The sequence below is a fragment of the Chengkuizengella marina genome (assembly GCF_009910845.1).
Lineage (GTDB): Bacteria > Bacillota > Bacilli > Paenibacillales > KCTC-33759 > Chengkuizengella > Chengkuizengella marina.
On record NZ_SIJB01000017.1, the window covers coordinates 1 to 14,563 of the forward strand.

The following is a 14,563-nucleotide window of genomic DNA, read 5'->3' on the forward strand; positions in this document are numbered from 1 at the left end:
TACTTGACAGGGGGCAGTTCAATTCTCGGTTAGGCACTTTTATATCTTTTCATCTTTAATATTTAGACTTATTCTTTTACAATAAATTTTCCAACCATACCTGCTTCTTTATGCCCAGGTACTGTGCAATAAAATTCAAATTCACCTGCTTCTTTAGGAATAAACTTAATACTTACTGTTTGCCCAGCATTTACATTCATATGAATATTTTTCATTCCATCATTTTTCTTGTCTCCATGATCTCCTTCTGCATAAACTTTTTGAAAACCGAAAATTGTATCTAAAAATGAGTGCTCAGGCATCTCACTCATATAAGTAACCTGAACCTCCAAATCATTCTCAGTTAGATCATGGAAAATCTGACCTTCGTTTGTTAAGATTAACTCATATTCTTTCCCTACTTCCAGGTTTATCTTATCAGGATCATATCCCATCTCAAACGCAGACACATCAATTGTTAGATCTTCGGATTTTTCCTTTTCAACTTGATCTTGTTGTTCTTGATCTTGTTCTTCTGATTTCTTATCACTATTCGTTTCATTACTATTTGTTTCCTCTTGCTTTTCTTGTTGAGTACCAGTATCGTTCTCTAAAGATTGTTCATTATTCGAAGAACATCCAGCCAGTATAATAATAAAAAGGCCAAAAACTATTAAATATTTTTTCATAAAGAATCCTCCCCATAGTTCTTATTATCCTAGTTAAATTATAGGTATACCCCGTATTGGTATCTATTTAAACTATATTGTATTTTATTTAATAAATCCAGCAAAAAATATTTACTAAATTTTCCTATTTGAACTGTTTTAAATTTAAGTCTCATTAAAAATAATTTGAGTAATTGCATAGTTTCTTCATATTTTCTTGCTAAGATATATTGTAATTAGATTTTAATGAGAGGAGAATGTGAATTGAATTCAAAACAAAGCAGACGTCAATTTCTCAAAAATACTGCCAAGGGAACCTTTGGTTTGATGGCAATGTCTGCTGTTCCACTCACTTTAACCGCTTGTAGTGATGCAGAAAATATAAATACGAGTGCAATGGCTAACTTAGGACCAATGGAAGAGCTGAAAAAGGGACCCTTTCCTAAAAAAATAGACTATGTAGTAACGATTGAAGATGGTTGGATTACCCAAGAACGAAATGGGTTTGTGTTTATTCAATTAGATGAAATAAATAATGAAATCATGATTATGTCTCCAATTTGTACACACCTCGGCTGTACAGCCTCATTTGCAAAAGAAGAACAAAAAGAAAATGGAACAACTTTCTTTTGCCCATGTCATGGTGGACAATATGACGAGTTTGGTATCAATATTGGAGGTCCCCCACCAAGACCACTGGATCTCTTTCAACCATTTACAAAAAATGGGAATATTTACATTCCTGTTTTAAGTCCAACTGAACGAAAGGTATGACAGGAAATATGTACATTCATTTCTTACAGGACAAATAAAACAAGGAGCTTTATTATAATCAGCTCCTTGTTTCATAAAAGTGTTTTTACATTCCTCCTATCCTAGTAAAAAATTCTTAAGTCATAAAAAAAGGACCTATTTGTTTCAATATATAAAAAAATGTAACAAAAATTGCTGCTATCCATAAAGGATGATGGAAAGCCCTTTTTATAAATCCTTCAATTGAAGCTTTTGTCTCTTGTTGAACCATATAAATTAAGATTAGAAATATACCTACAAAAATAATGAAAAATACACTGACAATAGAGTTATAATAATTTGGTGAAATCATAACTCCTAACATTCCACCCATCATACCTCCCATTAAGCCCGATAAGATACCATCTAACACTGCCATGATGCTAATAGGAGCTCCTAATAAATATCCAGCTATCATTCCTATTACCATTCCAAATATCGTTGCATAAAATAGTTCAGAAAATATAATTCCAAGTATAACACCACTTACTAAACCAACCATCACTCCAACGGTCATAGCGATCATCATACCAGTCATGCATGAAATGTATTTTCTTTTAGAAAAAATATAAAAAAATAAAAATAAGGTGAAGAGTACAACAGAAGATATGACAAATATTAAAGATAAAGTCATGGATTCCCCTCCAATAAATATTAGGTTTGTACACATATATGCTTAAAAGCGAGCGATAAATCATAATTTTTCATTTCCAACCAATGAGAAATAAGAAGAAATTTTTATAAGCATTCTGCACAATTCCTCCAAATTTTTATGATATGTATTTATTTATAAACTTTTCAAAGTAGTTTTTTTATCACGGCAGTTCTCAACCTCCATGAATCTAATACATAAATAATGGCAAACTATATTTAGAAAAAGGAGGATTAAAAATGGCGAATCATCATAATCATCAACATCATGGCAATTCTCATCAATCTAAAGAAAATCATCAAGGACATGCTCCTGAAAATCATGATCATAAACATGAAGGACATGACCATGGACATATGATTGCTGAATTTAAAAAAAGATTCTATGTTTCATTGGTAGTCACATTACCTATACTGGTATTTTCTCCAATGATCCAATCTTTTTTAGGATATGAGTTTAGTTTCCCTGGTATAGGATATGTTCTATTTATTCTAGCCACTTTTATTTTCTTCTACGGCGGGAAACCTTTTTTAATAGGCTCTTTTGATGAACTGAAACAAAAGAACCCAGGAATGATGACACTGATAGCACTTGCGATTACTGTAGCTTACATATATAGTTCACTAACTGTGTTTGGTCTTTCAGGAACTAATTTTTTCTGGGAATTAGCTACCTTGATTGATATTATGTTACTAGGTCACTGGATCGAAATGAGGTCTGTTATGGGAGCTTCTAATGCGTTAGAAGAACTAGTCAAAATGATCCCATCAAAAGCTCATTTAATTGATGAAAATGGTGAAATAATAGAGGTTAAAATAGAGAAATTAACTCATAAAGATAAAGTGCTTGTCAAACCAGGAGAAAAAATCCCTGTTGACGGCACTATTGTTAAAGGTGTATCTTCAGTAAATGAATCTATGCTAACAGGTGAATCAGTACCCGTTGAAAAAATAATAGATGATGAAGTTATCGCGGGTTCTATAAATGGTGAAGGCTCCCTAACCATAAGCGTAGAAAAAACAGGAGAAGACAGCTATCTTTCACAAGTAGTTAAAATGGTTAAAGAAGCACAGGAGTCGAAATCAAAAACACAAGATCTATCCAATCGTGCAGCTAAATTGTTATTTTATATAGCTTTAATTGCTGGTTTTACTACATTAATTATTTGGTTATCTATGGGTTCACCAATAACTTATGCATTAGAACGTATGGTAACAGTGATGGTAATTGCCTGCCCGCACGCATTAGGTTTAGCTGCTCCATTAGTCGTAGCTCGGTCTACTGCCCTGGCTGCAAAACAAGGATTATTAATTAGAAATCGTGCTAACTTTGAGGAAGCAAGAAACATTCAAACTATTGTCTTCGATAAAACTGGAACATTAACAGAAGGTCAATTTGGTGTAACAGAAATCATTGTGGAAGAAGGTTATGATGAAAAGGATGTATTACAAGTAGCTGCTTCACTAGAAGCTCAGTCTGAACATCCGATCGCTAAAGGAATAGTTGAAGAGGCAAAAACACAAAAATTAGCTTTCATTGAACCTCACCAGTTTGAATCATTAACTGGAAGAGGGTTAAGAGGAACAGTGACTGACAAAGAAATTTTAATTGTTAGCCCTGGATATGTGAAGGAAAAACAGATTAAATATCAATCGGAAAAATTTGAACAATTATCTGAACAAGGAAAAACAGTTGTTTTTATTATGATTAACAATCAGTTAGCTGGGATGATTGCCTTAGCAGATAAAATTAGAGAAAGTGCAAAAAGCGCAATTACACGGTTGAAAGAAATGAATATACAATCGATGATGTTAACTGGAGATAACTCAAAAGCTGCACAGTGGGTGGCAGAACTATTAAACCTAGATCAAGTGTTTGCTGAAGTTCTACCTCATGAAAAGGCAGATAAGATAAAAGAAATTAAGGATAAAGGATTAAAAATTGCGATGACAGGGGATGGAGTCAATGATGCACCTGCCTTATAACGAATACCTTCCTCCTATTGAAGTTCAAGATAATGAATAAATTTTGCCATACCTTAGATCTAAATATTATGAATCTAAAAGGTTATTTATTTTTGCTCAAGTTGGAAGATTGTTCACTTCATATGCCACTCGTATTCCCGATTCAATAGCTCCCTGGATCCAACCATGCGTAATTGAAGTATGTTCGCCTGCAAAGTGTACTCTTCCTTGAGGTACCGTTAAGTAAGGGTATAACTCTATTTTCTGCCCTGGATTATAAGCCGAAAATGCTCCCGCAGAATATGAATTCTGACCCCAGCTAAAGGAAGCACCTGTTACGAACTCAAAATATACCTGATTCCCATAAATTTCTGCTAAATTCATTAAAGCATATTGAATACGCTCTCCTTCATCGAGACTGTCCCACATTAAAGCATCATCTTCCCACGTATAACTTGCTAAAACTATGGCGTTTCCTTTTGTTCCGAGTCCATGACTTGGAAAATATGTAAAACGTATAGGCAAATCTGTTACGGTTTTACCACCAAATTGTCCTTCTTTTTCCCAAAACCTGCTTTTAAATTCGATTGCTATCTTTGTTGAAGTCATATAGTTGAGTTCACGTATTGCTTTTCGTTTATGATAGGAAAAAGAATCGTATGGTTCAATTTTTACAAATCGTAATGTTGAAAATGGTATAGTCACTATAGCAAGATCCCCTGTTATATTGAAAGGCTTTGAGTTTTTCTGATTAATGGACTGAATATTTACACTGTTATTTAAGTTCTCTATTTTTATTATTTTTTGATTAAATTTTATATTTTCATTTAGTTGTGGTAGAAATGCCATTGGTAATCGGTCCATACCTCCCGATATCTCATAATAACAAGTGGTTGATTTGAAAAACTCCATTTGTCGTAATACTTCATTTAACGATATCCCCAAAAATGATTCCATATTCAGAAGAGTACCAATCATATCAACAACACTCTCTGAATAAACCGAATTTAATAGGAATCGAAACGAGAGTTTTCTATTGTTTTTTTCCACAATAGGCCAATTTTTTTCTGGATCTTGTTTGATGAAATCAAAGTAAGGTTGAAGTGCTAAAAGCATTAGATATTCAGCCGTCTTATCTCTTTCATTTGGATTCACTGGATAGTTTAAAAGGCTTGGTTTACGCTCAAATTTACCACGCCGTATTTTTACGCCATTTACGTAGAGGAGATCCATTGGAGTTTGATAAATAAATAAGTTCGTAGATAACTTAAACTTTTTAACATATTCTAAGGATAAGTAGTGGAAATTAGGAATTCGCATTGCTCCCGCATTGAAAAATAACTCGTTACTAAAAGGAGATCGCAAAGTATTGACACGGCCCCCCACTTTATTATTCGCCTCCAGAATAGTGACTTTATGCCCAGCATCCTTCAATAAAGATGCTGTGACGAGACCGGCTACTCCAGCTCCAACAACAATAATATGTTTTGGAGAGTGTGTTTTTTTAATACCATTTCTAATGATACTAAGCATATGTTGTTGATTCAATAATTGAAAACTCACGTTAAGCATCCCCCGTTTCTTCACTTAAAACAAGGTTTATTTTATATTTTAAATGCAGTATATACTTGGAATATAAAAAACCTATTCATATTGCTAATATTATGCAAAATAAATATGCATAATGTGTCAGGTTCAACTTTTTTTGAAAGAAAAAAACGATTCTCCTATTAAAGGAAAATCGTTCAAATGATACCTATATATCAAATAATGTAGAATCATTTTTAAACAGTTTTTAGATCTTTAATCAATACTTCTTTGTCCTTTGGATCTTTTATTTTTTCCCCAGCTTCATTGGCTAATTTAAGATATTTATTAGTTTCTTCAATATCATCTGTTATTGTATACGCTCTGGCAAGTGCTTCATAAGCAAAAGCCAGATCCCAATCACCTATTCCATTCTCTAAGCAAATATCTAAACATCTTTGTGCATGATAAATTGCACCTTCAGACTTTTTTAACACAGAGTAAACTCTAGAAATCTGCCACTCCCCTCTTGCTAAATTCTCTTCTTTACCGACAATTCCCCAATGGTATCTTGATGCATGTGCAGCATGGATCATAGTATCATCTTCCATCGTATTCCTAGTTTCTTTTTGTAAAAGATCCCATACTTGATTAAATAAATTTACTGCACATTTTCTATGGAATTCTTTAATTGTATTTTGATTGTCTTTTGTACTCATATCATCGTCTCCTTAAATTAATCTATTGTCATATTATAACATTTAGTAGATGATTTAATATGGTTCTATCAAAATTAATATACAAAGAGCAGAGATACATAGGGTGTAATTCAATTCATATTAATACCCATAAATTTTTAATAAGGGATTCATGTAATACCGATAACAATCATTATTAAGCTTAAAAACTTGAATATCTCCATCTTGAGTTATTTCAATATATTCTTCAAAATCACCGTCTGTATAACTAGAAATCGTTGATCGCCAAAATTGTATATTTAAATTATTTGTTTTTACAACTGCGACTTTTAATACCCACTCTCCATTAAAACAATCGAAAAGTTGAATCACTTCATTTTTACTTATTTCTTTATCATCAAAAAAGTGATTCTTAAAATAATCATGGTATTTATAAATGGATTCACTATCAGAAACTGGTGTAAATTGAATGATGGTTCCATTTATGATGTGCTCATCGAATATAAGCATCTGATCTAATATAAATTCCTTTTTGTTTTCGATAGATTTGAGTTCAATATTCATGATCTCACCCGTTTTTTATAAGTATTGACCTAGAATAGAATTAAACATTCTTATGTGTAAAATCATTCTAAATTAAGATTTTTTAAACGTTCTTCCGTAGCATATCTAGTAAAATTGAAGGATTGCCAAGACTGATCATCCTGGGTTAATTCATTTTTACTTATTTGAAGAATTACTTTTATTTTTTGTTCTATATCTTTAGGATTTTTTTCGTATAAATCCATTAATTCGATGATCCCAGGATCTGACTGACTCATATAATTAACATCTATAGAACCTGTTTCCACATATCTTTTCATATTTTCATTTACAATGAATTGATCTACATTCATTACATTCAAAAATGTGTAATAAATTAAAGCAGAAATAAAATAAAAATGTCTGAGCGTTAATCTGTCAATCCACACTTTAACTAAAGTATAGGTAAAAACAATTCCGAGATACACCATAAACGAATGTGGTAAAACTCTAAAAAAAGTATACCCGTAAAATTCTTCATACAAATTTAAACGAAGAAAGGCTGAAACAAGCATAATACCACTTGAAATGATAAGTATTGTTAATAATATTTGGATCAATCGTTTCATCTTTTTAGAGTCAACCTTCGTAAATGCTAAAACCCCACTTAACACGGATAAATTGATTAATGACACGAGCAGTAATTCAAAAAATCCACGGCGAGCATATTCTGCATAAGTATAGCCTGAATGAAGACTGTCACTAAAAAAATATTGAAACTGTACTGAAACAAACAATAAATACACAACATCAAGTACAACTAGAATTGTTGCAATGACAATTCCATCTATTGTAAATAATTTTGTCTCAACTGCTTTTGAAGTAACTACAGTGTTAGATTTTCTTAAACTTCCGATAAATCCAAAGACCGCAAAAGTATATATGATAATAATGATGGTCCTAGTAATCCATTCAGAAATCGATACATTAATCATCATATTCTGCAAGTTACTCAATAAACTACTAAAATTTTGATCTGCAGATGAAAGTAAGTTGATAACAATGACTAACACTGGGAATGAGACCAAGAGACCAAGACCAATTTTTTTCACTGCCTGAGCGCTACCTTTATTCATCTTAGTTGACATTAAAGGGTTAAATATTTTGAAAAACTGGCCAATGAATGAAAAAGAATCAAAAACACTTTTAAAAATAAGTGACACAAATCTCCATTGATACCATTGAATTTTACTTTGACTTGAAATAAGTACGATATGAATAATGATCAAACAGGGAATGATAATCGTATTCATTGCATAAAAAAATGGATTTGTATATAACAAGTAACTTAATGCTAATAACCAAATGCAGATTAAAAGTAAAAATCCCAATCGATGATTTGATAAAGGAAACTTACGAAAACGCCAATAATATAACCAATAAAAAGCTACAACAAAAATAATATAGGATACGCCTACTGTTCCATGAAAAAAACTTTGTTCGAATAATACTGCTAAAAGAAAACATGCAGCAAGTAATTTTAAATCTGACTTTTCCAGTTGTGAACTCATAATATATGACCTCCAGATTACTAAGAAATTTAAATATATAGAAATTCTATGTAATAAGTTAAAAAAATTACACCGACTTCTTTTTCCCCCAACAAAATCCTAAATAACTTATGGGATAGAGAAAAACTGTAGATGTGATACAAAGCAAAATAAATGTTTTTGTCAGTAAAGGATGAAACCATTCATGAGGTACTATTTGAAATAAGACTAAAAACAAAAGGGATAGATTTGGAATAATAGCAATGGCGAACGTTTTCTTTAATAGTTTTTTCCCATTTGCACCGAAACTTTTGCCCATCTCATACCCTAACAACGCCCAGAAGAACATATATAAAATCATTAATAAAGATGGAATTGAGGTTAAAAACCGCCAAACTTCACTAAACCATTGCAATCCAAGTGTAAAATGTAATACGGTTAGTAATCCACCAAAGATAAAGAACAATAAGTTAACCAATAAAAAATAAATAAGTGTTCGATTTTGGGAGACAGCTAATTCTTCTTTCCAAATTCTAGCCACTCCTTTAGGGGTTCCTAATCGTTCTGTAATGTAAAACATCCACTCTTGTTCTGTTTGAATCTCAATATCGCAATCATTTGCAAGTTCAGATATATGTTGTTCATAATCAATAAGAATTTCATCTTTCTCAGCGTGTTTCTTAAGCTCATTCCCGAGCTGTTCTAAATACAGTTTTTTTACTTTATGATAAGTCATGTTTAGTCTCACTTAATACTTTATTCATTACATTGACGAACTTTTCCCATTCTGAAGTTTTCTCAAGCAGCATTTTCTTACCTTCTTCAGTAATTCTGTAATATTTACGGGCTGGTCCTTTTTGTTGTTCCTGCCAATAACACTCGATATATGCTTGTTTCTCTAGTTTATGCAAAGCAGGGTATAAGGTACCTTCTTTTACTTGCAAAAGCTGCTCGCTGCGACGTCCAAATTCTTTAGCTAGTTCATAACCATACATATCTCTCTCGTTTAACAGTTGTAAAACAACTAATGAAGTACTCCCCTTTACTAATTCTCTATTGAACATTTTCTCACCTACCTAGAAAACATATGTATATAGATTATCATAGCATCTTTTCATGTAATTATGCAAGAAAAATTTAAATTGCTCTTACAAAAAAAACACAACTATCTAAAGTTGTGAATTGATCGTTTGATTTTTCCTAACTTATTAGCATACTTTTTTTCATGTTCAAATTTAGGTGTTAGATCATATTTTCTTCCATACGCACGTCCATATCTAACCACTTTTTCTATAGTGCTTTTATCTCTAAAAAATATACGTGGGTCAGGTTTTGTATTTACTTCTAATATCCATGGGTGCATTTGATCATCAAGTCCGATATCCACTCCAATTTCTTTTAAATTTGGATTGTATTTATACAATTGGTTTGCTACCTCCAAACTCAGCTGATGTAACAAATCCAGGAATTGATTTTGCTCTGTTTTATCTTTATAGAAATGATTTAACATCTTTTTAAAATCAACTGTGATACCCCCACTGCTTACATTTGTAACTATTTTTTTCGTTGAACCTATTCTTGCAGCAGATCCTGTCACTTCCCATTCATTTTTTAAATTTTCCTGCACCATGATACGAAGATCCATTAATCTATTTTTATATTTGAGTAAAGAGATTCCTTTTTGAATGATATAGTCTTTATTTTTCATTTTTTTTAGTAATGAATTATATAATCCATCAAAGGTTTTAAATCGTTTTACACTGGTGGTATTTTGGAGCTTATATCTTTTATTTGACAATTTATTTATTTTCATGACCCCTACTCCACCTCCACCTATGGTTGGTTTAACATACACCATCCTATGTGTCTTTAACATCTTTTGGAGTGTTTGATAGTCTAACTTTTCAGTATCAGGAACAAATTTACTTAAAGTACGATTTTGTAATAATACAACAGTCTTTTCCCATTTACTAGCTATCACTCTATCTTTTGGGAACGTAATCACCTCCAACTACATATATATTATTTTATGCAGGTGATTTAAAAAGGTTTGGACTGTTTACATAGAAATAAGTCTATTTTTAAATGAAAAATTCACTAAGAATTTATAATCACATGTTTTTCAGAGTTCATATTTAATGACAGAAATACTTGTGAGATAATGTTCTAATAATTCTAGAAAAGTATCTATATCCTTGTAAGTAATAGCGCCGATATTGGCAATTCTAAACGTTTTGAATTGATTTAATTTTCCAGGGTAAATCATGATATTATGTTTGTAGAAATATTGATGCATATTTGGGAAGTTGTATTCAGCATGGTCTGGTTCAATGATAGCAGTAATGATTTTGGAATGGTGAGCTTCAGGTACTAAGTATGATAACCCTAATCTACTTATTCCACTTATTAACCTCTCCCATGAACGGGTGTACCTAGCATATCGCTCAGAAATACCCTCTTCTTTTAATTCTATAATGGCTTGCTTAAGTGCATACATCGTTTGAACGGGTGGAGTAAATCGCATTTGTTTGTTCTTAAAGAAATATTTGTATTGCTCATACAAATTCAAATAGTAACTCCTAATTTCTGCATGCTTTAACTGTTCTAATCTACTTACTTTAGCAATAACAAATGAAATGCCAGCCATTCCTTGAAGGTTTTTGTTTGAGCTAGCAGCCAAATAAGATATATTCATTTCATCCATCTGAATTGGAATAGCAGCGTAAGTGCTCATCGCGTCAACGATAAGATCAATATCATGTTTTGCACAAATGTCCCCAATTAATTTCACTTGATTTAAAAGACCTGTTGTTGTTTCATGATGCACGACTGCAAGATGGGTTATTTTTTTTGAACAAGTTTGTATCTTTTGCTCTAATAGTTCTAAGTCTAACGGTTCATAAGGTAAACTATTAAACTCTTCATAATTTAATTTATAAGTATCTGCTATCTTAACCATCCGTTCGCCATATGCACCATTATTAATAATGAGAAGAGTTTCATCATGAGATACACTAGAACACAAAATAGCTTCTACAGCAGAGGTACCAGATCCACTAAATAAAACAGTAGTAAAATCAGTATTGTCAGCAACAAATTGAGTTAAATCTGTGGTAACAGAATTCATAAGGTGGCCAAATTCATCTTCACGAGGGCAAATATCTGGTACAACTTGTGCCCATTTGACACTATCTGTTGTTGTTGCTGGGCCTGGATTTAATAAAATATTTCTCTTAATTCGATTCATTTATCATTCACCTCTAATTACTCATAAAATGCATTAACCTTTCTTTTACCTCATAAGGTTTAATCGAAGGACGTCCTAACTTACTTTTAGATTCTTTAGAAATTTTTAAATATAAAAAAGTTAAACCTTTATTATCTTTCCAAACATTTATTTCTTTTTTTAGTTCGTTTAAGTTGTGTACATAAATAGAATTAACATATCCACATGAAGCAGCAATATTTATAAAATCAACATTATGTGATACTGTACTTTGTGCTCCGGTAGATTCATAAGCATGATTATCTAATAAAATATGAAGCATGTTTGTTGGGTTATTGTAGCCATTCGTTGCTAAACAACCCATCCGCATAAGTAAAGAACCATCTCCATCAAGGACAACTATGTTGTTGTCAGGTCGAGACAAAGCTAATCCTAACCCTAAAGAGCTAACACATCCCATTGATCCAACCATATATAAATTATTGTATGCGTCCTCTATTTCATATAATTCTCTTCCGGTTTTTCCTGTTGTAGCAATTTGAATGGTGTGATGATCTTTTAATTCATTAATCACTTTCAAAGTCTCAAACCTAGAAGGAAAATGGTTGATTGAGTGACAGCCTAGACTTTGATGATTAACATGAGTAAGTAATTGCTCTTTTTTTAATTTTTCTTTAGAAAACGTGCTTTTTCTTACGACGAAGAAAAAACAACGATTATTTTCCAAATAATGATTTGCAACGTAAAGTTGCTGGATCGCTTCATCTAAATCGGGGGATAAATATTGCCATTGGATCTGCATTAAATCCAGCATTTTTGTTGTTATCTGACCCATTAATTCGTGTTGTGGTTCGTCAGAAATCCCTTCCTCCCCTCGTAAACTCACGAAACCAAGAAAAGGGATTTGAAAAGGAAATATTAGAGATGTTAATGGGGATACAGCGTTTGATAATCCTGAATTCTGCATAAGAACAACTGGTTTTATTCCTCCTATTGAAATACCTGATGCTATTGCTACTGCTTCTCCTTCATTTGATGCAGCAATATATTCACATTCATTCATTGCATAATTGATTAAACTTTTAAGGAAAGAACACGGAACACCAGTATATTTTAAAAAATTTAATTTTTTTAATTCATCTCCAAACCCTTTTGTATCAATCAAGCCCTTTCACCTTTCCTTCTGTTACTAATTAAATACTGAAGAAATGCCCGTACTATAATTAGTAGGGCACTATGATCTCAACATTAACTACTTTTATATTTCTTAATTCTTCGGTACATTCTTTTATCCTCAAGCATTTTAAAATGTGAGGTGAATGGTTTTAAGTTAGCTTCAAGGATCCATACATGACCATTCTGATCCAAAGCTATATCTAATCCAAAAATACGATTTTTCTTATAATATTTAACTAAGTGGTGAGCTGAAGCTAAAGCAACTCTATCAATTTTCCTTAGTAGTGATTTATATGATAGATTACTAATTGTAGACATCTGAATAGCTGAACTGGCTGGTAAAACATGTCCTTTACTCCTTGTTATGTTAGAGACAATAAAACCTTCCCCAGCAACTTTTGCTACCTTACCTGTAACCACCCATCTATTCGAATCTTTCTTCCTTTGGGTAATAACTCTAAAGTCAAAAGGACAATCATTAATGGTAGGTCTGAAAATACTTTGTTGAATAATATAATTTTCGATTTTATCTTTCAAATACTTATAGGTTTTCTCTTTCCCCTTTTTTGTAACAATATGATCTTCACTATGAATTTTATACCGATTATTTCCTTGTGTAGACACTAAAATGACTCCACGTCCTCTACTTCCTTTGGACGGTTTTAATATTACATCGTCATATTTATTGAGAAATACACCAAAAACTTCTTTATCCATCAAGTATGTTTCAGGTATATATGGAATCAAGGCTTCATTTTTTATCATATACTGATATTTAGCCCATTTATGTTTGCTTATTTTCCCCAGCGTAAACACCACCTTTTTACAAAATTTATTTCATATAAATTACTATTTATAATTTTTTTTCAGTTGTATTTTTTTTAGGGAGATATTTACGTTCCGCTAAATCGAGCTCATTTGAATTTTGCAGCCTAAAAACCTCTTCAAGAGCAGCTACCAAGTTTTCTGCACGGTATATACTTTCGTCTCGATAGATCATTTCAGAAATATTTTTTATTGCATCAATGGAGGCTCTCAGATTATGATTGGCCCAAATCACTAGATTAGCACCTGCATTCTTAAACAGTTCAGTAGAAGTAGTGTAATATTTCGTAGGTACTAACACAATTGGCAACCTGCCTGACCATTCTTGCATAAACGATTCAATCTCTTTAAAATCCGATCTCTTGCTATGAATAAGTATGGCATCCGCTCCTGCTTGGCGATAAGCTTCTGCACGTTTTAGTGCTTCTTCTAAACCCCAGCCAGTGATAAAAGCTTCCACTCTGGCTACTACAATGAAATCATCATCTGTTTGAGCATCTTTCATTGCTTTAATTTTGCCTGAAAATTCATCGATGTCAGCAAGTGGTTGAGTTGCAGCATTAATAAATGAATTCGTTTTTGGAAACAGCTTATCTTCAATACATACTCCTGCAATTTGACGCTGCTCTAATTTTTTAACAAGACGTCTAGCGTTGTTAAAATTACCGAAACCAGTATCTCCATCAAATAGAATTGGGATAGATGTAGCATCACTCATAAACTCTAAAATTTCCAACACTTGAGTCCAAGAAGCCTCATTATTGTCTCTAACTCCCATTGAAGCTGAGATCGATAAACCACTTGCCCATATTCCTTTAAACCCAGTTTCTTGTACAATGGTTGCTGATAAACCGTTATGAGCTTCCATAATAAAATCCAGCTCTTTTGAAGTGAGGATTTGTTTTAATTGTGTAGTTTTTTCCATAAAGTTCCCCTCTCACTCAACTTACATATTATGCTCATTTCTAAAGAAGTTGATATTAT

The 14,563-nt window shown here is 32.2% G+C and carries 15 protein-coding genes; 2 read left to right on the plus strand and 13 right to left on the minus strand.

All coding sequences use genetic code 11. From position 1 onward, the window contains the following. Positions 1–68: 68 nt before the first annotated feature. Positions 69–668 carry a cupredoxin domain-containing protein gene (locus tag ERL59_RS06890; protein WP_160645463.1) on the minus strand — a complete coding sequence of 200 codons (600 nt, stop codon included), beginning with the start codon at positions 666–668 and terminating at the stop codon, positions 69–71. Positions 669–911: 243 nt separating this feature from the next. On the opposite strand from ERL59_RS06890, the gene ERL59_RS06895 reads away from it, so the two are divergent. Continuing rightward, the gene (locus ERL59_RS06895; protein WP_235929817.1) at positions 912–1,421 is read left to right on the plus strand and encodes a QcrA and Rieske domain-containing protein; all 510 of its coding nucleotides are present in this window, start codon (positions 912–914) and stop codon (positions 1,419–1,421) included. 115 nt (positions 1,422–1,536) lie between these two features. Here ERL59_RS06895 and ERL59_RS06900 read toward each other — a convergent pair whose 3' ends face one another. Continuing rightward, complete coding sequence (locus tag ERL59_RS06900; RefSeq protein WP_160645465.1) at positions 1,537–2,073, minus strand: hypothetical protein; 537 nt, start codon at positions 2,071–2,073, stop codon at positions 1,537–1,539. 257 nt (positions 2,074–2,330) lie between these two features. Here ERL59_RS06900 and ERL59_RS06905 point away from each other — a divergent pair, with 257 nt between their 5' ends. Then, positions 2,331–4,076 (plus strand): heavy metal translocating P-type ATPase, encoded by a 1,746-nt coding sequence (locus ERL59_RS06905; protein WP_160645466.1) that lies wholly within the window; start codon positions 2,331–2,333, stop codon positions 4,074–4,076. Positions 4,077–4,172: 96 nt separating this feature from the next. Here ERL59_RS06905 and ERL59_RS06910 read toward each other — a convergent pair whose 3' ends face one another. The 11 genes from ERL59_RS06910 to aepX form a co-directional block, all read right to left on the minus strand. Next, complete coding sequence (locus ERL59_RS06910; protein WP_235929825.1) at positions 4,173–5,588, minus strand: flavin monoamine oxidase family protein; 1,416 nt, start codon at positions 5,586–5,588, stop codon at positions 4,173–4,175. Positions 5,589–5,839: 251 nt separating this feature from the next. Next, positions 5,840–6,301 (minus strand): hypothetical protein, encoded by a 462-nt coding sequence (locus ERL59_RS06915; protein WP_160645468.1) that lies wholly within the window; start codon positions 6,299–6,301, stop codon positions 5,840–5,842. Positions 6,302–6,421: 120 nt separating this feature from the next. Beyond that, a complete protein-coding gene (locus ERL59_RS06920) occupies positions 6,422–6,844 on the minus strand; it encodes a hypothetical protein (RefSeq protein ID WP_160645469.1) in 423 nt (140 codons plus the stop codon). A gap of 62 nt (positions 6,845–6,906) precedes the next feature. After that, positions 6,907–8,373 carry a DUF4153 domain-containing protein gene (locus tag ERL59_RS06925; RefSeq protein ID WP_160645470.1) on the minus strand — a complete coding sequence of 489 codons (1,467 nt, stop codon included), beginning with the start codon at positions 8,371–8,373 and terminating at the stop codon, positions 6,907–6,909. Positions 8,374–8,440: 67 nt separating this feature from the next. Then, positions 8,441–9,088 carry a DUF1700 domain-containing protein gene (locus tag ERL59_RS06930; protein WP_160645471.1) on the minus strand — a complete coding sequence of 216 codons (648 nt, stop codon included), beginning with the start codon at positions 9,086–9,088 and terminating at the stop codon, positions 8,441–8,443. After that, a complete protein-coding gene (locus ERL59_RS06935; protein WP_160645472.1) occupies positions 9,075–9,416 on the minus strand; it encodes a PadR family transcriptional regulator in 342 nt (113 codons plus the stop codon). The genes ERL59_RS06930 and ERL59_RS06935 overlap by 14 nt, the downstream gene beginning before the upstream one ends. 101 nt (positions 9,417–9,517) lie before the next feature. Continuing rightward, entirely contained in the window at positions 9,518–10,357 is an 840-nt protein-coding gene (locus tag ERL59_RS06940; RefSeq protein WP_160645473.1) for a YheC/YheD family protein, read from the minus strand. A gap of 117 nt (positions 10,358–10,474) precedes the next feature. Then, a complete protein-coding gene (locus tag ERL59_RS06945) occupies positions 10,475–11,599 on the minus strand; it encodes a 2-aminoethylphosphonate aminotransferase (protein ID WP_160645474.1) in 1,125 nt (374 codons plus the stop codon). Positions 11,600–11,612: 13 nt separating this feature from the next. Next, positions 11,613–12,740 carry a phosphonopyruvate decarboxylase gene (aepY, locus tag ERL59_RS06950; RefSeq protein ID WP_160645561.1) on the minus strand — a complete coding sequence of 376 codons (1,128 nt, stop codon included), beginning with the start codon at positions 12,738–12,740 and terminating at the stop codon, positions 11,613–11,615. A gap of 86 nt (positions 12,741–12,826) precedes the next feature. Further along, the gene (locus ERL59_RS06955) at positions 12,827–13,573 is read right to left on the minus strand and encodes a YheC/YheD family protein (protein ID WP_328699912.1); all 747 of its coding nucleotides are present in this window, start codon (positions 13,571–13,573) and stop codon (positions 12,827–12,829) included. 34 nt (positions 13,574–13,607) lie between these two features. Further along, on the minus strand, positions 13,608–14,504 hold the full coding sequence (aepX, locus tag ERL59_RS06960) for a phosphoenolpyruvate mutase (RefSeq protein ID WP_160645475.1): 897 nt from the start codon (positions 14,502–14,504) through the stop codon (positions 13,608–13,610). Between the last annotated feature and the right edge of the window lie 59 nt (positions 14,505–14,563).

Coding starts and splice junctions, on each gene's coding strand:
- ERL59_RS06890 (WP_160645463.1), bottom strand. CDS start 668: ATGAAAAAATATTTAATAGTTTTTGGCCTTTTTATTATTATACTGGCT.
- ERL59_RS06900 (WP_160645465.1), bottom strand. CDS start 2,073: ATGACTTTATCTTTAATATTTGTCATATCTTCTGTTGTACTCTTCACC.
- ERL59_RS06905 (WP_160645466.1), top strand. CDS start 2,331: ATGGCGAATCATCATAATCATCAACATCATGGCAATTCTCATCAATCT.
- ERL59_RS06910 (WP_235929825.1), bottom strand. CDS start 5,588: ATGCTTAGTATCATTAGAAATGGTATTAAAAAAACACACTCTCCAAAA.
- ERL59_RS06915 (WP_160645468.1), bottom strand. CDS start 6,301: ATGAGTACAAAAGACAATCAAAATACAATTAAAGAATTCCATAGAAAA.
- ERL59_RS06920 (WP_160645469.1), bottom strand. CDS start 6,844: ATGAATATTGAACTCAAATCTATCGAAAACAAAAAGGAATTTATATTA.
- ERL59_RS06925 (WP_160645470.1), bottom strand. CDS start 8,373: ATGAGTTCACAACTGGAAAAGTCAGATTTAAAATTACTTGCTGCATGT.
- ERL59_RS06930 (WP_160645471.1), bottom strand. CDS start 9,088: ATGACTTATCATAAAGTAAAAAAACTGTATTTAGAACAGCTCGGGAAT.
- ERL59_RS06935 (WP_160645472.1), bottom strand. CDS start 9,416: ATGTTCAATAGAGAATTAGTAAAGGGGAGTACTTCATTAGTTGTTTTA.
- ERL59_RS06945 (WP_160645474.1), bottom strand. CDS start 11,599: ATGAATCGAATTAAGAGAAATATTTTATTAAATCCAGGCCCAGCAACA.
- aepX (WP_160645475.1), bottom strand. CDS start 14,504: ATGGAAAAAACTACACAATTAAAACAAATCCTCACTTCAAAAGAGCTG.